The sequence below is a fragment of the Nigerium massiliense genome (genome assembly GCF_000826085.1).
Taxonomy (GTDB): domain Bacteria; phylum Actinomycetota; class Actinomycetes; order Propionibacteriales; family Propionibacteriaceae; genus Propioniciclava; species Propioniciclava massiliense.
In genome coordinates this window covers 959969-978363 of sequence record NZ_CCYM01000003.1, presented here as the reverse complement: position 1 = coordinate 978363, position 18395 = coordinate 959969, and the positions used below count along the sequence as shown (strand labels likewise).

Sequence of the window (18395 nt, the reverse complement as noted above, 5' to 3'; positions counted from 1 at the left end):
CACGCGCAGTGGGGACGCCGTTTCGTCGTCTCCGGAGGACGGCGGCCGGAGCGCGGTCGACGCCGAGACTCAGCCCTGCACGGCGTGGGCCCGCACCAGCGCCTGCGCGATGGCCTGCACGCCGTCGGCGTTGGGGTGGTCGCCGTCGGGGGCGAGCAGGGCGGTCGCGTCCTCCGTGCCGTCCGGGCCGTGGAACGATGGTGGGTCGGCCAGCGGCACGCCTACAACACCTGGACCCGGCACATGAACCAGGCGATCACCTGGTTGGGGGAGACGATGCCGGGGTTCGCGCCCTAGCGCCGCGTCCTGTGCGGCGGGCCCGGCCGAAATTGTCGGCGGCGGGTGAAACGATGCCCACATGACCAGCAGGGTTGCTCTCACCGGGGGGATCGCGTCCGGGAAGTCCGCGGTTTCGCAACTGCTCGCCGAGCGGGGGGCGGTGATCATCGACTCCGATGTGCTCGCCCGCGACGTCGTCGAGCCCGGCACGCGTGGGCTGGCCGCGATCACGGAGCGGTTCGGGCCGATGGTGCTCGCGCCCGACGGTTCGCTCGACCGGGCGAAGCTGGGACGGCTGGTGTTCCGCGACGATCAGGCGCGTGCCGACCTGAACGCGATCGTCCACCCGGCCATCAGGGCGCGGGCCGCCGAGCTTCAGTTGGCCGCGCCGGCGGACGCGGTGGTCGTCCAGGTGATCCCGCTGCTCGTGGAGACGGGGCAGGCCGACGACTTCGACACGGTGGTCGTCGTTGACGTGGACGAGAAGACCCAGGTCCGGCGGCTGATGCGGCGAAACGGGCTGTCGCCGGCGGACGCCCGCGCCCGGCTCCGCGCGCAGGCCAGCAGAGAGGAGCGGCTGGAGATCGCCGACGTGGTCATCGACAACGCGGGCACGCCTGAGCAGCTGGTTCCGCAGGTGGACGCGCTGTGGACCCGGCTGACGTCGTCGGCGCCGCTGGGCGGGGTAACCAGCCACACCACCCGATCAAGCGACCAGAAAACGTGACTTGGCTGGCGCGATGTGGGAAAGATAGGCGGCAGACCAAGCACCGACCGGACGGCGACGGAGCCGTCAGACGGGAGATCCGCATGAGCTCGGCAGCGAACGGTGAGGCACGTCGGCACCACGCGTCCATGAAAGAGGGCCACTTCGAGCGCGTCGACGACGACGGCGGCAAGGAAGCCAAGTGGAGCCTGATCGGTCCCGGCATTGTCGTGGCCGGCACCGGCGTCGGCGCTGCCGACATGGTCGCCACCCTGATCGGCGGCTCTCGCTACGGCTACATGCTGCTGTGGGCGGTCATCGTGGGCGTCGTCATGAAGATCATCCTGGTCGAGGGCGCGGGCCGCTACTCGCTGGCGACCGGCTACACCGTGTTCGAAGGCTGGCGCAAGCTCGGCAAGTGGACGACGTGGTACTTCGCCCCCTACATCGTCATCTGGGGCTTCGTGTACGGCGCCTCGGCGATGTCCTCCACGGCGCTGCCGCTGGCCGCCCTGTTCCCCCAGGTTCCGCTGAACGCGTGGGCGGTCGGCACCGGCATCGTCGGGTTCCTGCTGGTGTGGTTCAACAAGTACGCCATCGTCGAGAAGGTCACGGCCGCCCTCGTCGGCATCATGTTCGTCACCATCGTCGCTCTGGCCGTCATCGCGGTGCCGAACATCCCCGAGATGCTGAACGGCCTCATCCCGCGGCTGCCGTCGGAGGAGGGCGGCATCATGTACACGCTCGCCCTGGCCGGTGGCGTCGGCGGCACGATCACCCTGGCGGCCTACGGGTACTGGCTGCGCGAGAAGGGCTGGTACACGCCCAAGTGGATGAAGGTCATGCGTATCGACAACACGATGGCCTACGTCATGACCGGTATCTTCGTCGTCTCCATGCTGATCGTGGGGGCCGAGGTGGTTCGCGCCGGCGGCATCAAGCTGAGCACCACCGACGCGGGTCTGCTCGACCTCGAGAAAGTGCTCGAGGCGCGCTACGGGGTCTTCATCGGGAAGTTCTTCCTCGTCGGGTTCTTCGCCGCCGCGTTCAGCTCGGTCATCGGCGTCTGGAACGGCGTCTCGCTGATGTTCGCCGACTTCATGGCCAAGATGAAGGGCCTCCCCGACGACCACCCGGACGGCCGCAACGGCGGCAAGTACTTCAAGTGGTACGTGTTGTGGCTCACGTTCCCGCCGATGCTGCTGCTGTTCATCCAGCGGCCGTTCGGCCTGATCGTCGCCTACGGCGTCCTGGGCGCCCTGTTCATGCCGTTCATGGCGATCACGAACCTCGGCCTGCTGAACAGGCGCAAGCTGATCCCGGACGAGTGGCGCAACAACCCGGTGCAGAACATCGCGCTGGGCATCACCGCGCTGCTGTTCGTGGTTCTCGGCGTCTACCAGGTGATCCGGGCGTTCTAGGCGCGCGCCTGCCGGGGCCCATCGGAAAGTGTCGGAGGTGGCGCCTACGCTGGTGGTATGCGTCCGACGACTGATATCCAGCGCCGCGTGGCCCCGTTCGAGGTCCACGCCGACTTCGAGCCTGGCGGCGACCAGCCCGCCGCGATCGACGAACTGCAGCGGCGCATCGAGGCGGGGGAGCAGGACGTGGTGCTGCTCGGCGCCACGGGTACCGGCAAGACGGCCACGGTGGCGTGGCTGGCGGAGCGGGTGCAGCGACCGATGCTCGTCATGCAGCCCAACAAGACGCTGGCGGCCCAGTTCGCCAACGAGCTGCGGCAGTTCTTCCCCGAGAACGCGGTGGAGTACTTCGTCAGCTACTACGACTACTACCAGCCCGAGGCTTACGTCCCGCAGACGGACACCTACATCGAGAAAGACTCCTCGCTGAACGAGGAGGTGGAGCGGCTGCGGCACTCGGCGACGAACTCGTTGCTGACCAGGCGCGATGTCATCGTGGTGGCCACGGTCTCCGCGATCTACGGGCTGGGCACGCCCCAGGAGTACGTCGACCGCATGTTGCGTCTGCGCGTCGGCGATGAGTGGGACCGAGACGCGCTGCTGCGTCGGCTCGTCGAGATCCAGTACGCCCGAAACGACCTGGCCGGCACGCGAGGCACGTTCCGGGTGCGGGGAGACACGCTCGAGGTGTTCCCCGTCTACGAAGAGCACGCGGTGCGCATCGAGTTCTTCGGCGACGAGATCGAGGGGCTCACCACCCTGCACCCGCTGACGGGCGAGATCGTCAGCCAGGACCAGGAGCTCTACATCTTCCCGGCCACGCACTACGTCGCCGGCCCCGAGCGCATGGAGCGTGCCATCGGGGGCATCGAGGCGGAGCTCGAGGAACGGTTGGCCGAGCTGGAAGGCCAGAACAAGCTGCTCGAGGCGCAGCGGCTGCGCATGCGCACCGGCTACGACATCGAGATGATGCGCCAGATCGGCACCTGCTCCGGCATCGAGAACTACTCCCGTCACATCGACGGACGCGGCCCCGGCACCCCGCCGAACTGCCTGCTCGACTACTTCCCCGAGGACTTCGTGCTCGTCATCGACGAGAGCCACGTGACCGTGCCGCAGATCGGGGGCATGTACGAGGGCGACATGTCCCGCAAGCGCACGCTCGTCGACTTCGGTTTCCGATTGCCGAGCGCCATGGACAACCGTCCGCTGCGGTTCGAGGAGTTCACCGAGCGCATCGGCCAGACCGTGTACCTGTCGGCGACGCCCGGCAACTACGAGATGGCGCGCAGCGACGGGTTCGTCGAGCAGGTCATCCGTCCCACGGGCCTGGTGGATCCCGAGGTCATCGTCAAGCCCACGAAGGGTCAGATCGACGACCTGATGGGGGAGATCAAGGCTCGCGCGGAGCGCGACGAGCGCGTTCTGGTGACGACGCTGACCAAGAAGATGGCGGAGGACCTCACCGACTACCTGATGGAGAACGGGGTGCGGACGCGGTACCTGCATTCCGAGGTCGACACGCTGCGGCGCGTGGAACTGCTGCGGGAGTTGCGCCTGGGCGACTACGACGTCCTGGTCGGCATCAACCTGCTGCGCGAGGGCCTCGACCTGCCCGAGGTCTCGCTGGTGAGCATCCTGGACGCCGACAAGGAAGGCTTCCTGCGCTCGGAGCGGTCGCTCATCCAGACCATCGGGCGTGCGGCCCGTAACGTCGACGGTCAGGTGCACATGTACGCCGACAAGATGACGCCCTCCATGGAGGCCGCCATTGATGAGACCAACCGCCGCCGCGACAAGCAGATCGCCTACAACACCGAACACGGCATCGACCCTCAGCCGCTGCGGAAGAAGATCGCGGACATCACCGACATGCTGGCCCGCGAGGACGCCGACACCCGCGAGCTCGTCGCCAAGGCGGGCGGACGGCAGAAGGTCTCGCCGACCCCGTCCGGCGAGGTGCGCAACGTCGAGGCGCTGCCCACGTCCGAGCTCGCCGGAATGGTCACCGAGCTCACCGAACAGATGCACCAGGCCGCCGCCGAACTCCAGTTCGAGCTCGCCGCCAAGCTGCGCGACGAGATCAGCGACCTGAAGAAGACCCTGCGGCAGATGGTGGCCGCGACCAAGTAGCGACGTCGGCGGCTCCGCTCGGGAGTCGCCGGGTCGGGGGCCCTGCTAGCCGGCCTCCCGACTGACCTCGTCGCGGACGCGCTCGACCATCCAGGACGAGATGGCGGCGGTGACGGTGGAGAGGATCGCGATGCCGCCGAGCATGAGGCCCACCGCCACGAACCGACCCATCGTCGTGATCGGGTAAAGGTCGCCGTAGCCAACGGTCGTCATGGTCGTGAACGCCCACCACAGGGCATCGCCGAACGTCGTGATGTTGCCTCCGGGGAACTCGCGTTCCGCGTCCAGCACGGCCAAGGCGCCGACGAAAGCGAGGAGACCGGCGAGGCGTTGCATGGACGGTTCGCCCCTGCTGTCACCAGCCGCGCTGGCGCCACTCGGCGAGGTGGGGGCGCTCGGCGCCGAGGGTGGTGTCGTCGCCATGTCCCGGCCGCACCACGGTGTCGTCCGCGAACACGTCGAAGAGCTTGGCCTGGACGTCGTTGATCAGCGACGTGAAGTCCTCGGGCGAGGTCGTCCGGCCGATGCCGCCGGGAAACAGCGAGTCGCCGGTGAACAGCTCCGCGGGGCCGTCTTCTGGGCGCAGCGCCAGCGCGATCGAGCCCGGGGTGTGGCCGACGAGTCCGATGACGTCCAAGCTGACGCCGGCGATCTCGACGGTGTCACCGTCCCAGACGCCCTCGATGCTGAGGCCGGTGGACGCGGTGATCGCGGCGACGTCCGGCGATCCGGCCACCAGACGCGCTCCGGACGCGCCGGCCAGTTCGGTGAGCGCCTGGATGTGGTCGGGGTGACGGTGGGTGGTGACGATCGTCTGCAGCGTGGTGTCCCCGACCAGGGACAGGAGGGTGTTCGGCTCGTTCGCGGCGTCGATCAGCAGGCCGACACCGCCGTCACTGAGCAGGTAGGCGTTGTTGTCCATGGGTCCGACCGACTGCTTGGTGACCTGCAGCATCGCGTGCCTTTCAGCTCGACAGCGGGAAGCTGATGCCCTCCGCGCCCTCCACCGTAGCGGCATCGCCGCGTCCGACCAGCCAGGCCCACAGGGCCGCATCGTCGCCGGTGACGCGGCGGCGTTCCCCGAGATCGCCAACGGACTCGACATTGCCGGAGGTGCTGGTGAGCTCGACGGCCGGCAGCCCCGGACGGTCGCGGAGCAGCCGCGCCGCCCACTGCAGCATCCACCGCGCGAGCACCGGGTCGAGTTCGGCCGGGGAGAACCCCACGTCGAGGTCGACGTGGTGCAGGATCACCTCGTGTAGCCGTGCCGTCGCGACGGCGGTGATCGGGAACTCGCCCGCCGGCAGACGGACCGGCACGAGCCAGTCGGTGACCTCGTCGAAGGCCTGGGAAAGTTCGCCGGCGGACCCGTCCAGGCTGATCTGGAGGTCCATCCCGCTGCGCTCCGCGCCCCGCTCGATCTCCTCGACCTGGTCCGCCTCGGACGCGTAGAGCGGAACCGGATGATCATTCACGTGGCCCCGGACGAACCGCGCGAGCGCGTAGGCGTTCGCGCTCAGGTGCGCGGCGACGTGCGCACGCGTCCACCCCGGTAGGCGGGTCGGGGCCGTCCATTCCTCGTCGCTGAGCACGATCGTGTCGCCCAGCAGGCGCTGCGTCGCCTCCCCCAGGCGCTTGCGGACTGTCTCGACCTGGCCTAGCCGGATGATGTCGCGCATGACCCCAACCTACGGCCTGGCCCCGCCGCTTGGGCAATCCTGCGCGAGAACTGTCAGTCCCAGCACCTACTATGGAGCGTTGTGAGTGAACGACTGATCATCCGCGGTGCGCGGGAGCACAACCTGCGTAACGTGAGCCTCGACCTGCCCCGAGACGCGATGGTCGTCTTCACAGGATTGTCTGGTTCAGGCAAGTCGTCGCTCGCCTTCGACACCATCTTCGCCGAGGGCCAGCGCCGCTACGTGGAATCGCTCTCGGCCTACGCGCGGCAGTTCCTCGGCCAGATGGACAAACCCGACGTCGATTTCATCGAGGGGCTGAGCCCGGCGGTGTCGATCGATCAGAAGTCGACGAGCCGGAACCCGCGCTCGACGGTCGGAACCATCACCGAGATCTACGACTACCTGCGCCTCCTGTTCGCCCGCGCCGGACGCCCCCACTGCCCGGTCTGCCACGCGCCGATCAGCCGCCAGACGCCCCAACAGATCGTCGACCGCCTGCTCTCCCTCGACGAGGGCACCCGCTTCCAGGTGCTGGCCCCGGTGGTCCGCGGGCGCAAGGGCGAATACCACGACCTGTTCCAGCAGCTGACCACCGACGGGTTCAACCGCGTCCGGGTCGACGGCGACACGCACCAACTCGCCAACGTGCCGGCGCTCGACAAGCAGAAGAAGCACAACATCGAGGTGGTCGTCGACCGCCTTGCGGTGAAGCCGACCGTGAAGCAGCGCCTCACCGACTCGGTCGAGACGGCCCTCGGCCTCGCGAACGGGGTCGTGGCCATCGACTTCGTCGACCTACCGCCGTCCGACCGCAACCGCGAGCGCCGCTATTCGGAGAAGCTGGCCTGCCCCAACGGGCACGACATCTCGATCGAGGAACTCGAGCCGCGGCAGTTCTCGTTCAACGCGCCCTGGGGCGCCTGCCCCGAGTGCTCGGGCCTGGGCACGCGGCTCGAGGTCGATCCCGATCTGCTGGTGCCCGACCGCGGGAAGAGCCTGAGCGAGAACCCGGTCGCCGTGTGGTCGTCGATCTACGTCTCGGGATACTTCCAGAGCATCTTCAACACCCTGGCCAAGCAGGAGGGCTTCTCGATGAAGACCCCCTGGGAAGATCTGCCCGAGAAAGTTCGCGGCATGATCCTGCACGGCGTCCGGGAGCCTCTGCACGTGTCCACCCGCACCAAGCGTGGCCGCGAACACAGCTACAACGCCAAGTTCGAGGGCGCGATCCCGTACGTCCGCCGCCGGTTCACGGAGGCCGAGAGCGACAACCAGCGCGAACGCTTCGCGGGCTACATGCGGGAGATCCCCTGCGACGCCTGCCACGGTGCGCGACTCAAGCCGTCCTCGCTGGCCGTCACGGTCAACGACAAGAACATCGCCGAGGTCGCCGACCTCGCGATCTCCGACCTCGCCGCGTTCATGCGCGACCTGCAGCTCACCGAACGCGAGGCGGCGATCGCCGAGCGCCTGGTGAAAGAGATCAACGAACGGCTGCGGTTCCTGCTCGACGTCGGGCTCGACTACCTGACGCTGTCGCGCTCGGCGGCGTCCCTGTCCGGCGGCGAGGCGCAGCGCATCCGGCTGGCCACGCAGATCGGATCGGGGCTGACCGGCGTCCTCTACGTGCTCGACGAGCCGTCCATCGGCCTGCATCAGCGCGACAACCGGCGACTCATCGACACGCTGCTGCGGCTGCGCGACCTCGGCAACACGCTCATCGTCGTCGAGCACGACGAGGACACCATCAAGGTGGCCGACTGGGTCGTCGACATCGGCCCCGGCGCCGGCGAGCACGGCGGAAACGTCGTGGTTTCCGGGACCGTCGACAAGCTGTACAAGAGCCGGGAGTCCATCACGGGCGCGTACCTCACCGGACGCCGCAGCATCCCGGTGCCCGAGATCCGACGGCCGGGCAACGGCAAAGAGATCGTCATCCATGGGGCGACCGAGAACAACCTGCGCGACATCACCGTCAGGTTCCCGCTCGGCAAGATCGTCGCCGTGACGGGGGTCTCCGGGTCCGGCAAGTCGACGCTGGTCAACCACATCCTGTATCGCGCGCTGGCGAGCCAGCTCTATAGCGCGAAGGACGTCCCCGGCCACCACAAGCGGATCACCGGCATCGAGAACGTCGACAAGGCGATCCACGTCGACCAGTCGCCGATCGGCCGGACGCCCCGGTCGAATCCGGCCACCTACACCGGGGTGTTCGACCGCATCCGCAAGCTGTTCGCCGAGACGCCGGAGGCGAAGGTGCGCGGCTATCAGCCGGGCCGCTTCTCGTTCAACGTGAAGGGCGGACGCTGCGAGAACTGCCACGGTGACGGCACCATCAAGATCGAGATGAACTTCCTGCCCGACGTCTACGTGCCCTGCGAGGTGTGCCACGGCGCCCGCTACAACCGGGAGACGCTCGAGGTGCACTACAAGGGCAAGACGATCGCCGAGGTTCTCCACATGCCGATCGAGGAGGCCGCGGAGTTCTTCGCCCCGATCAACGCGATCGCGCGCTACCTGAACACGCTCATCGACGTCGGCCTCGGCTACGTCCGGCTCGGGCAGCCCGCCACCACGCTGTCCGGCGGCGAGGCCCAACGCGTCAAGCTCGCCACCGAGTTGCAGCGCCGCTCCACCGGACGCACCGTCTACGTGCTGGACGAGCCCACCACCGGGCTGCACTTCGAGGACATCAACAAGCTCCTGCACGTGCTCAACCGCCTCGCGGACGCAGGGAACACGGTGATCGTCATCGAGCACAACCTCGACGTGATCAAGACCGCCGATTGGCTGATCGACATGGGCCCCGAAGGAGGCTCGCGCGGCGGCATCGTCGTCGCCGAAGGAACCCCCGAGGACGTCGCGGCGAACCCCGACTCGTTCACGGGGGAGTACCTCAAGCCGCTCGTGAACTGACTCCCGCAGGCTCAGGCGCGGGAGATGACCACCCGGTCGCCCTGAACGGTGGCCTTCGCTTCGGGCAGCGGCTTGGTCGCCGGGCCGTTCAGCACGTGGCCGTCGGCGGTGCTGAACCGCGCGCCGTGGCAGCGGCAGACGATCGCGTCGCCGGCGATCTCGGTCACCGGGCAACCCTGGTGCGTGCACGCCTTGCTGAACGCCTTGAACTGCCCCGACGCGGGCTGCGTCACGACGTAGGGGCCGTCCGCCATGATCATTCCGCCGCCGACGGGGACATCGGCCTTCGGCACGGTGGTCGGCGCGGCGGGAGTGGACGGCCGCGTCGGCTGGCTGCAGCCGGCGACGCCGGCGCCCGCGCTCACGGCCAGGGCGCCCAGCCCGGCGGCCTTCAGGAACGAACGGCGATCACTCATGGCGTCAGGCTACCGACCTAGACTGAACGTCATGGCTGATCCGGCAACTTATCGTCCCGCTCCCGGATCGATCCCGACGAACCCGGGCGTCTACCGCTTCATCGACGCGGCCGGCACGGTCATCTATGTCGGTAAGGCCAAGAACCTGCGGCAGCGGCTCAACTCCTACTTCGCCGACCCGGCGTCGCTGCACTTCCGCACCCAGACGATGGTGCGCACCGCGGCGCAGGTGAAGTGGACCGTGGTGCAGAACGAGTTGGAGTCGCTGCAGCTCGAGTACACCTGGATCAAGCAGTACGACCCGCGGTTCAACATCAAGTACCGCGACGACAAGTCCTACCCGTGGGTGGCGATCACCTGGAGCGACGAGTTCCCGCGCGTCTTCGTGGGCCGCGGCTCCAAGCGCAAGGGCAACCGCTACTACGGCCCCTACGCGCAGGCCTGGGCGATCCGCGACACGATCGATTCGCTGCTGCGGGTCTTCCCGATGCGGTCCTGCTCGAACGGGGTGTTTCGCAACGCGAAGGCGTCCGGACGGCCCTGCCTGCTGGGCTACATCGGCAAGTGTTCCGCCCCGTGCGTGGGGCGCATCGACGCCGACGACCACCGCGCGATCGTCGAGGACGTCTGTGATTTCCTCGCCGGCCAGACCAACGGCCTGACCCGGCGCCTGGAGAGGCAGATGGCGGAGGCGTCGAGGAACCTCGAGTTCGAGAAGGCGGCGGTGCTGCGCGACCAGCTGGGCGCGCTGCGGCAGGCGTCCGAGAAGAACGCGATCGTGTTGGGCGACGGCACGGACGCCGACGTCGTCGCCTTCGCCGCCGACGAGCTCGAGGTGTCGCTGCAGATCTTCCACGTGCGAGCGGGACGCGTCCGCGGCCAGCGCGGCTGGATCGCCGACCGCGCCGACGACGCGACGCTGCCCGAGCTGCTGGACACCTTCCTGCTCGGCTTCTACGCCGACGCCGACACCGAGGGCACGGAGGTCAGCGGCGCCATCCCGCGCGAGATCCTGGTGCCCGTCGCGCCGGCGAACCGCGACGCGCTCACCGAGCTGCTGAGCGACGTGCGGGGCTCGCGGGTCACCATCCACGTCCCGCAGCGCGGCGACAAGCGCGTCCTGATGGACACCGTCGCCAAGAACGCGAGCGAGGCCCTGGCCCGGCACAAGATGCGCCGGGCGTCCGACCTGTCCACGCGCAACCAGGCGATCGAGGAGATCCAGGAGGCGCTCGACCTGCCGGAACCGCCGCTCCGCATCGAGTGCTACGACATCTCGCACCTGCAGGGCACCGAGGTCGTCGGCTCGATGGTGGTCTTCGAGGACGGCCTGCCGCGCAAGTCCGAGTACCGCCGCTTCGTCATCCGCACGGTGGAGGGCAGCAACGACGTCGGCGCCATCGACGAGGTCATCACGCGCCGCTTCCGCCGCTACCTGGAGGATCGCGCGTCCGTCGAGGGCGACAACGCCGTCCTCGTCGACCCGACCACCGGGCAGGCGAAGAAGTTCGCCTACGCGCCCGGCCTGGTCATCGTGGACGGCGGCGCCCCGCAGGTGGACGCCGCGGCCGCCGCGATGGAGAGGCTCGGCGTCGGCGACATCCCGGTCATCGGGCTGGCCAAGCGGCTGGAAGAGGTGTGGCTGCCGGGCGAGGAGTTCCCGCTGATCCTGCCGCGCACCAGCGAGGGTCTGTACCTGCTGCAGCGCGCCCGCGACGAGGCTCACCGCTTCGCCATCACCCACCACCGCGGCCGGCGCAGCAAGTCGATGGTCGAGTCGCTGCTGGACGACGTCCCCGGGCTCGGCGAGCTGCGCCGCAAGGCCGTCATCAAGCACTTCGGCTCGCTCAAGAAGCTCCGGGCGGCCCGGATCGAGGACATCGCGCAGGTCCCCGGCATCGGCCCGAAGACCGCGATCGCGATCAAGGCCGCGCTCGACGCCTCGGAGCCGGGCGATGCCGTCAACACCGCCACGGGCGAGGTCATCGAGGGCTGAGGGGCGGGCGGATGCCGCATCGTCGGCGAAGCCAGCCATAATGGCGACATGAGCGAGCCTGGGGTCCGATTCGTCGTTGTCACCGGCATGTCGGGAGCGGGACGCCGCACCGCGGCCCACACGCTGGAGGACTTCGGCTGGTACGTCGTCGACAACCTGCCGCCGAGCATGCTGCCCGAGTTGCTCGATACCGCCCTGGAGCGCGGCTTCAACCGGGTCGCGGTCATCATCGACGTCCGCACCCGCTCGGAGTTCGACGAGCTCCCGGCCGCGTTCGACACGCTCGCCCGCCGGGGCGTCCTGCCGCAGATCCTCTTCCTCGAGGCCCCCGACGACGTCATCGTCCGCCGCCAGGAGTCCGTGCGCCGCCCGCACCCGTTGCAGGGCGACGGCGTCATGCTGGACGGCATCAAACGCGAGCGGGAGATGCTCGCCGTCCTGCGGGCCGCCGCCGACATGGTCATCGACACCGGACGCCTCAACGTGCACCAGCTCGCCTCCAGGGTCGCCTACGCGTTCAACCCCGACGTCAGCCGCGGCCTGCACGTCACCGTCCTGTCGTTCGGCTTCAAGAACGGGCTTCCCATGGACGCCGACGTCGTCCTCGACGTGCGCTTCCTGCCGAACCCGCACTGGGTGCCCGACCTGCGCCCCCAGACCGGGCTCTCGCAGGCGGTCTCGTCGTACGTCCTCGGCTTCGACGAGGCCCGCGAGTACCTCGACTCCGTGGAACGCATGCTGCTCACCATGACCCCCGGCTACGTCCGCGAGGGCAAGCGGCTGGCCACGGTCGCGATCGGCTGCACGGGGGGCAAGCATCGCTCCACCGCGATGGCCGAAGAGCTGTCTCGCCGGCTCAACGCCGCCGGCGTCGACAGCAACGTCCTGCACCGCGACCTGGGGCTCGAGTGATGGTGAACCCCCTCACGCCGCTCCCGGCCGTCGTCGCCCTCGGCGGCGGGCACGGGCTGTCGGCGACGCTGGCCGCGCTGCGGCGCGTCACCAACCGCATCACCGCGGTGGTGACGGTCGCCGACGACGGCGGCTCGTCCGGACGTCTGCGCACCGAGTTCGACATCCTGCCGCCCGGCGACCTCCGCATGGCCCTGGCGGCCCTGTGCGGCGACGACGAGGACGGCCGCGTCTGGGCCGACATCCTGCAGTCACGCTTCCCGGGGGACGGACCCCTCGGCGGCCACGCCATCGGCAACCTGCTGATCGCCGGCATCTGGGAGCGCCTCGGCACGGACCCTGTCACCGGCCTCGACATGGTGGGCACGCTGCTGGACGTCCAGGGCCGGGTGCTGCCCATGGCGACGGTCCCGCTCGAGATCGAGGCCGAGGTGCTGGGTGTCGACCCTGCGCTGCCGGACGAGATGCGCGTCGTCCGCGGCCAGGCCAACGTGGCCCAGGCGTCCGGAGAGGTGCGAGCCGTGCGGCTGATTCCGTCCGAGCCGCCGGGGACGCCGCAGGCGCTCGCGGCGATCGCGGAGGCCGACCACATCGTCCTGGGGCCGGGCTCCTGGTTCTCCTCGGTGATGCCGCACCTGCTCGTGCCCGACCTGGCGCGCGCGCTGCAGGCGACGAGCGCGCGGCGCACCCTCGTGCTGAACCTCACGCCCGACGACGAGACGGCCGGTTACTCGGCGGCCGAACATCTGGAGTTCCTGTCCGAGCACGCGCCGTGGCTGCGGCTCGACACCGTTGTCGTCGACCCGTCGTTCCAGGATCAGCACCTCGACGCGTACGCCGGGTCGTTCGGCGCCCGGCTGGTGATCGCGCCCGTCCGGATGAGCGACGGCTCGCCCCGGCACGACCCGAATCGGCTGGCGTCCGTGTTTGCGGACATCGTGGGTCGCTAATCTCTTCCCCATGGCGCTGACAGCAGAGGTGAAGGCGGAACTGGCGAACGTCGAGGTGACGAAGCCCGCCGTCCGCAAAGCGGAAGTGGCCGCGATGCTGCGGTTCGCCGGGGGGCTGCACCTCGCGGGCGGCCGCATCATCATCGAGGCTGACCTCGACACCGGGGGAGCGGCCCGCCGGCTGCGCACCGCGATCGACGACCTGTTCGGCTTCACCTGCGACTTCGTCGTCATCACGCCGAGCCAGCTGCGCCGTGGCACCCGCTACGTCGTCCGGCTGATCCGCGACGGGGACTCCCTGGCTCGTCAGATCGGCCTCATTGACTCCCGGGGACGCCCCGTGCGCGGCCTGCCCGCCGCGCTGGTCAGCGGGGGACTCGACGTCTCCACGGCGGTGTGGCGCGGCGCGTTCCTCGCTCACGGCTCGCTGACCGAGCCGGGCCGCTCGATGGCGTTGGAGGTCACCTGTCCCGGCTCGGAGGCGGCGCTGGCTCTCGTCGGCGCGGCCCGACGGCTCGGGATCGCCGTCAAGGCCCGCGAGGTGCGCAACACCGACCGGGTGGTCATTCGTGACGGCGACGCGATCGCCGCCATGCTCACCCGGATGGGGGCTCACGAGACGCTCCTGCAGTGGGAGGACCGCCGGATGCGACGCGAGATCAAGGCGTCCGCGAACCGGCTGGCCAACTTCGACGACGCGAACCTGCGCCGCTCGGCGCGCGCGGCCGTCGCAGCGGGGGTGCGCGTCGAGCGCGCCCTGGAGATCCTCGGCGACGACGTCCCAGAGCACCTGCGCACGGCCGGTCTGCTCCGGCTGGAACACAAGCAGGCCAGTCTCGAGGAACTCGGACAGCTGCACCAGCCCCCGCTGACCAAGGACGCCGTCGCCGGCCGCATCCGCCGGCTGCTGGCCACGGCGGACAAACGTGCAGCGGAACTGGGAATCGAGGGCACAGAAGCGAACCTGAGCCCCGAAATGCTGGAGGAGCGGGACTGATCCACTCCGCGCCATGCCACCGCGGGCGACCTCCGGTAGGGTGGAGATGTCCGTCATGGCCCTGCGCTTGTGACGCAGCGGCATGCGCCTACGAAGGAGAACGAAACTTCATGACTGTCAAGGTTGGCATCAACGGTTTCGGCCGCATCGGCCGTAACTACTACCGCGCGCTGGTTGCCGCCGGCGCCGACATCGAGGTCGTTGCGGTCAACGACCTCACCGACAACAAGACCCTGGCCCACCTGCTGAAGTACGACTCGATCCTGGGCCGCTTCGACGGGGAGGTCACCTCCGACGAGGAGTCGATCACCGCCAACGGTCACCAGATCAAGGTGTTCGCCGAGAAGGATCCGGCTCAGCTCCCCTGGGGCGAGGTCGGCGCCGACATCGTCATCGAGTCGACCGGTCGCTTCACCAACGCCGAGGCCGCCTCCGCCCACATCACGGGTGGCGCGAAGAAGGTCATCATCTCCGCCCCGGCCAAGGGGGAGGACATCACCGTCGTCATGGGCGTCAACGACGGCGAGTTCGACGCGGAGAAGCACAACATCATCTCGAACGCGTCCTGCACCACGAACTGCCTGGCCCCGATGGCCAAGGTCCTCAACGACGAGTTCGAGATCGTCAAGGGCCTGATGACCACCGTGCACGCGTACACCGCGGACCAGAACCTGCAGGACGGCCCGCACAAGGACCTGCGTCGCGCCCGCGCCGCGGCCCTGAACATCGTCCCCACCAAGACCGGCGCCGCTCAGGCCGTCGCCCTGGTGCTGCCCGAGCTCAAGGGCAAGTTCGACGGCTACGCGCTGCGCGTCCCGACCCCCACCGGCTCCGCCACCGACCTGACCTTCCAGGCCGGCAAGGAGACCACCGTCGAGGAGGTCAACGCCGCCGTGAAGAAGGCCGCCGAGGGTCCGCTGAAGGGCATCCTGTCCTACACCGAGGATCCGATCGTCTCCAAGGACATCGAGACCGATCCGCACTCCTGCATCTTCGACGCCGGCCTCACCAAGGTGATCGGCGACCTGGTGAAGGTGGTCGGCTGGTACGACAACGAGTGGGGCTACTCGAACCGCCTCGTCGATCTGACCACCCTGGTCGGCTCGAAGCTCTGAGAAACCCGATCCGACTCTTCGACATCTGAATAAGAAAGGCTGATGAGGTGAAGTCCATCAACGATCTGGGAGATCTGAAGGGCAAGCGGGTCCTGATCCGCTGCGATTTCAACGTGCCGCTGGATGGCGACACCATCACCGATGACGGACGCATCAAGGCTGCGCTGCCCACGCTGCGCCAGCTGGTCGATGCCGGTGCCAAGGTCGTCGTGATGGCTCACCTCGGACGCCCGAAGGGCGAGGTCAATCCGAAGTACAGCCTCGCTCCGGTCGCCAAGCGGCTGGGCGAGCTGATCGACGCCAAGGTCACGCTGGCCGCCGACGTGGTGGGTCCGTCCGCCACGGAGGCCGTGGCCAGCCTGGCCGAGGGCGAGATCGTCCTGCTCGAGAACGTCCGCTACGAAAAGGCGGAGGAGAGCAAGGACGAGGCCGAGCGCCAGGCGCTCGCCGCAAAGTACGCCGAATTCGGCGACGTGTTCGTCTCCGACGGCTTCGGCGTCGTGCACCGCAAGCAGGCCTCCGTCTATGACGTGGCCAAGATGCTGCCCGCCGGCGCGGGCCTCCTGGTCGCGAAGGAGGTCGAGGTGCTCAAGAAGCTCACCGAGACCCCGGAGCGCCCCTACGTCGTCGTCCTCGGCGGCGCCAAGGTGGCCGACAAGCTTCCGGTCATCGACAACCTGCTCAAGATCGCCGACACCGTGATCATCGGCGGCGGCATGGGCTACACGTTCCTCAAGGCCCAGGGCTACGAGGTCGGCACGTCGCTCCTCGATGAGGAGAAGATCGACAGCGTCAAGGGCTACATGGACGAGGCCAAGTCTGCCGGCAAGCAGTTGCTCGTGCCGCAGGACGCCGTCGTCTCGCCCGAGTTCCCCTCCGGTGACGGCCCTCACGAGAAGACCGTCGTCGCTGCGGACGTCATCCCGGCCGACCAGATGGGCCTCGACATCGGCCCGGAGACCGCCGAGGCTTACGCCGAAGCGATCAAGGGGGCCAAGACCGTGTTCTGGAACGGCCCGATGGGCGTCTTCGAGGTGAAGGAGTTCTCTGAGGGCACCAAGGCTGTGGCCGAGGCCCTGGCTCAGACCGACGCGTTCACGGTCGTGGGCGGCGGCGACTCCGCCGCGGCCGTCCGCCAGCTCGGCTTCGCCGACGACGACTTCGGCCACATCTCGACCGGCGGCGGTGCCTCGCTGGAGTACCTCGAGGGCAAGACCCTACCCGGTCTCGACGTGCTCGAAGGGAACTGAGCTCATGTCAGCACGCACACCGCTCATGGCGGGCAACTGGAAGATGAACCTGAACCACGTCGAGGCGACGGGCTTGGTGCAGAAGTTGTCCTGGACGCTCGCCGACAAGCACTATGACGCCGCCAAGTCTGAGTGCGCCGTCATCGTGCCGTTCACCGACCTGCGCACCGTGCAGACGCTCGTGGAGGGGGACAAGCTGCCGCTGGCCTACGGCGCGCAGGACGTCTCCGCCCACGAGAAGGGCGCCTACACGGGCGAGATCTCGGCCGACATGCTGGGCAAGCTCAAGTGCCGCTACGTCGTGGTCGGGCACTCCGAGCGCCGTCAGTACCACGCGGAGACCGACGAGATCGTGAACGCCAAGGCGCGCGCGGTCCTGACGGGGGGCATGACGCCCATCATCTGCGTCGGCGAGAGCCTGGACGTCCGCAAGGAGGGCCGCCAGGTCGAGTTCGTGCTCGGTCAGGTGCGCGAGTGCCTCGCCGAGCTGAGCGCCGAGCAGGTGGCCGGTCTCGTCATCGCCTACGAGCCCGTCTGGGCCATCGGCACCGGCGAGGTCGCGACCCCCGAGGACGCCCAGGAGGTCTGCGGTGCCATCCGCCAGTTCATCGCCGATGAGCTGCAGGGCGCCGAGGCGGCCGAGCGCGTCCGCATCCAATACGGCGGATCGGTCAAGTCGAGCAACGTCGTGGAGATCATGGCCAAGCCCGACGTTGACGGCGCGCTCGTCGGAGGCGCCAGCCTGGACGCCGAGGAGTTCGCAAAGATCGTCCTGTTCTACGCGCAATAGGGGCGATTTCGTATCGAGTTCGGAGCGACAGTCACCCTGGGTTAGAATGCTCGGGTGACTGTCGCTCCTCTCATGACATGGCCGATCCTGTCTGCCTCGATCCTGCTGGTGTTGACCAGCCTGGTCCTGGCCGCCTTGATCCTCTTCCATAAGAGCCGGGGCGGTGGTCTGTCCGACCTGTTCGGCGGCGGCATGTCGACGTCGATGGGCGGAACGTCGTCGGCGGAGCGCAACCTCGACCGGCTGACGGTGATCGTGGGTTTGATCTGGCTCGCCTGCATCATCGGTCTGCTGGTGTTGTACCGCTACTTCCCCGATCTCGGCGCGCTCGGAACCCAGGCCAACGGCTGATCGGTGTTGGCCCACAACAGAATTTCATGCTGACAAGGAGACACAGTGGTCGGTGGTAGCGCGATCCGGGGCAGCCGGGTCGGAGCCGGTCCGATGGGCGAGGCTGAGCGGGGCGATACCGCTCCTCGGCTCTACGTATCGTATTTCTGCTCCAACAATCATGAGACGCGGCCGGCCTTCGCCGCGGACGCCCAGATCCCCGAGACCTGGGACTGCCCCCGTTGCGGTCTCCCGGCCAACCTGGACGCGGACAACCCGCCGCCCCCGCCGAAGATCACCCCGTACAAGACGCACCTGGCCTACGTGAAGGAGCGCCGTTCCGACGAGGAAGCGGCCGCGATCCTCACCGAGGCGCTCGAGCTGCTCCGCTCGCGCCGCGCCAACGGCGAAGTCATCTACTAGAACTCGGCCGGACCCCGTTCCAGCGATCATCCCGCCCTGCGAGAGCGCAGCGGGATGATCGCTTCGCCGGGAAGAAGCG

General features: G+C 68.6%; 17 protein-coding genes and 1 pseudogene. 13 read left to right on the top strand and 5 right to left on the bottom strand.

Features of this window, described 5'->3' with window-relative positions; genetic code table 11:
• Positions 1-69: 69 nt before the first annotated feature.
• Positions 70-219, bottom strand: a complete 150-nt coding sequence (locus BN1187_RS14355) for a hypothetical protein (RefSeq protein WP_157754770.1) — start codon at positions 217-219, stop codon at positions 70-72.
• A gap of 139 nt (positions 220-358) precedes the next feature.
• On the opposite strand from BN1187_RS14355, the gene coaE reads away from it, so the two are divergent.
• From coaE to uvrB, 3 genes are all read left to right on the top strand, one after another.
• Positions 359-1006 (top strand): dephospho-CoA kinase, encoded by a 648-nt coding sequence (coaE, locus tag BN1187_RS10985; RefSeq protein ID WP_052462620.1) that lies wholly within the window; start codon positions 359-361, stop codon positions 1004-1006.
• An 83-nt stretch (positions 1007-1089) separates the two neighbouring features.
• Positions 1090-2406, top strand: coding sequence for an Nramp family divalent metal transporter (locus BN1187_RS10980; protein WP_235750659.1), 1317 nt, complete (start codon positions 1090-1092; stop codon positions 2404-2406).
• Between the two features lie 57 nt (positions 2407-2463).
• Complete coding sequence (uvrB, locus tag BN1187_RS10975) at positions 2464-4539, top strand: excinuclease ABC subunit UvrB (RefSeq protein ID WP_040161669.1); 2076 nt, start codon at positions 2464-2466, stop codon at positions 4537-4539.
• A gap of 45 nt (positions 4540-4584) precedes the next feature.
• On the opposite strand, the gene BN1187_RS10970 is transcribed toward uvrB, so the two are convergent.
• The 3 genes from BN1187_RS10970 to BN1187_RS10960 are packed head-to-tail and all read right to left on the bottom strand — an operon-like array spanning position 4585 to position 6218.
• On the bottom strand, positions 4585-4875 hold the full coding sequence (locus tag BN1187_RS10970; RefSeq protein ID WP_052462619.1) for a potassium channel family protein: 291 nt from the start codon (positions 4873-4875) through the stop codon (positions 4585-4587).
• A 19-nt stretch (positions 4876-4894) separates the two neighbouring features.
• On the bottom strand, positions 4895-5494 hold the full coding sequence (locus tag BN1187_RS10965; RefSeq protein WP_040161666.1) for an MBL fold metallo-hydrolase: 600 nt from the start codon (positions 5492-5494) through the stop codon (positions 4895-4897).
• Positions 5495-5504: 10 nt separating this feature from the next.
• Positions 5505-6218 carry a maleylpyruvate isomerase family mycothiol-dependent enzyme gene (locus tag BN1187_RS10960; protein WP_052462617.1) on the bottom strand — a complete coding sequence of 238 codons (714 nt, stop codon included), beginning with the start codon at positions 6216-6218 and terminating at the stop codon, positions 5505-5507.
• Between the two features lie 81 nt (positions 6219-6299).
• Here BN1187_RS10960 and uvrA point away from each other — a divergent pair.
• Positions 6300-9131 (top strand): annotated as a pseudogene (gene uvrA, locus BN1187_RS10955) (excinuclease ABC subunit UvrA); the annotation flags it as partial.
• Between the two features lie 17 nt (positions 9132-9148).
• Here the strand turns inward: uvrA and BN1187_RS10950 are convergent.
• On the bottom strand, positions 9149-9553 hold the full coding sequence (locus BN1187_RS10950) for a Rieske (2Fe-2S) protein (protein WP_040161663.1): 405 nt from the start codon (positions 9551-9553) through the stop codon (positions 9149-9151).
• A gap of 31 nt (positions 9554-9584) precedes the next feature.
• Between BN1187_RS10950 and uvrC the strand changes: the two genes are divergently transcribed.
• The 9 genes from uvrC (at position 9585) to BN1187_RS10905 (ending at position 18316) form a co-directional block, all read left to right on the top strand.
• Complete coding sequence (gene uvrC / locus BN1187_RS10945) at positions 9585-11549, top strand: excinuclease ABC subunit UvrC (RefSeq protein WP_040161659.1); 1965 nt, start codon at positions 9585-9587, stop codon at positions 11547-11549.
• Positions 11550-11597: 48 nt separating this feature from the next.
• Positions 11598-12461 carry an RNase adapter RapZ gene (gene rapZ / locus BN1187_RS10940; protein ID WP_040161656.1) on the top strand — a complete coding sequence of 288 codons (864 nt, stop codon included), beginning with the start codon at positions 11598-11600 and terminating at the stop codon, positions 12459-12461.
• Positions 12461-13411 carry a gluconeogenesis factor YvcK family protein gene (locus BN1187_RS10935; protein WP_040161653.1) on the top strand — a complete coding sequence of 317 codons (951 nt, stop codon included), beginning with the start codon at positions 12461-12463 and terminating at the stop codon, positions 13409-13411. The genes rapZ and BN1187_RS10935 overlap by 1 nt, the downstream gene beginning before the upstream one ends.
• A 10-nt stretch (positions 13412-13421) precedes the next feature.
• A complete protein-coding gene (gene whiA / locus BN1187_RS10930) occupies positions 13422-14408 on the top strand; it encodes a DNA-binding protein WhiA (RefSeq protein ID WP_040161650.1) in 987 nt (328 codons plus the stop codon).
• A 110-nt stretch (positions 14409-14518) separates the two neighbouring features.
• On the top strand, positions 14519-15523 hold the full coding sequence (gap, locus tag BN1187_RS10925; RefSeq protein WP_040161647.1) for a type I glyceraldehyde-3-phosphate dehydrogenase: 1005 nt from the start codon (positions 14519-14521) through the stop codon (positions 15521-15523).
• 47 nt (positions 15524-15570) lie between these two features.
• Positions 15571-16773, top strand: coding sequence for a phosphoglycerate kinase (locus tag BN1187_RS10920; RefSeq protein WP_040161645.1), 1203 nt, complete (start codon positions 15571-15573; stop codon positions 16771-16773).
• A 4-nt stretch (positions 16774-16777) separates the two neighbouring features.
• Positions 16778-17563 carry a triose-phosphate isomerase gene (tpiA, locus tag BN1187_RS10915; protein WP_040161643.1) on the top strand — a complete coding sequence of 262 codons (786 nt, stop codon included), beginning with the start codon at positions 16778-16780 and terminating at the stop codon, positions 17561-17563.
• Between the two features lie 72 nt (positions 17564-17635).
• Complete coding sequence (gene secG, locus BN1187_RS10910) at positions 17636-17914, top strand: preprotein translocase subunit SecG (protein WP_040161641.1); 279 nt, start codon at positions 17636-17638, stop codon at positions 17912-17914.
• 45 nt (positions 17915-17959) lie between these two features.
• The gene (locus BN1187_RS10905) at positions 17960-18316 is read left to right on the top strand and encodes an RNA polymerase-binding protein RbpA (RefSeq protein WP_040161639.1); all 357 of its coding nucleotides are present in this window, start codon (positions 17960-17962) and stop codon (positions 18314-18316) included.
• Positions 18317-18395 lie beyond the last annotated feature (79 nt).